Genomic DNA, 552 nt, shown 5'->3' with positions numbered 1-552 from the left:
CTGGTTGGTAGGGGTTCATCTTCCTCTATCGAGATAGGTACTTTCGGGATACTAAACCCGATCGTCGGTTTGAGTTCGATGATGTGTTTGAGGCGATCGCAGATGCCAAGGTAGACATCGACAATCTCGCTCTCAGAAAACTGCGAGGCATCAATGAAATTAATCAAGGCGCTAGACCGTGAATTAATGAGATAGGGGCTAAATTCTTCAGGCATTGTTATTAGTTACCTTCTTGTTGGTTTCCAGTGTGTCGCGTTGCAGCTCCAAAGATTCCTTGATATAAACCAAGGCGTTTCGATAGTCGTTACTGTAGTCAATGTCACCGAGCTGGGACATGAGGGCTAGATTGACCATCGCGAGGGAAAACTGAATGGTTTGCATATTGGGATTAGCGATCGCAATTATGTTCTCGATCGTGTTCTGGATGGGCTGCGGACTCATGAAGCATCGTCTCCTTGGATGGTGGGTCTGAGGACAGAGAGGGTTGGAGCATTTTGAAAAACGCGATCGCACTGGTTAAGCAAGGCACTGGCCAGAGAGATTTTTAGCGCC

At 47.3% G+C, this 552-nt stretch carries 2 protein-coding genes; both read right to left on the bottom strand.

Annotated features, from left to right (window positions below; translation table 11 throughout):
- The coding region (locus AC805_RS16785; RefSeq protein ID WP_156341441.1) for a hypothetical protein at window positions 1–215 on the bottom strand (215 nt) is incomplete at its 3' end.
- Window positions 208–441, bottom strand: coding sequence for a hypothetical protein (locus AC805_RS16780; RefSeq protein ID WP_055076467.1), 234 nt, complete (start codon window positions 439–441; stop codon window positions 208–210). The genes AC805_RS16785 and AC805_RS16780, both read right to left, overlap by 8 nt.
- Window positions 442–552 lie beyond the last annotated feature (111 nt).

The sequence above is a fragment of the Pseudanabaena sp. 'Roaring Creek' genome, from assembly GCF_001402795.1.
Classification (GTDB): Bacteria; Cyanobacteriota; Cyanobacteriia; order Pseudanabaenales; family Pseudanabaenaceae; genus Pseudanabaena.
Note: the sequence above shows the minus strand (reverse complement) of the source record. Positions and strands in the feature narration are given on the sequence as shown.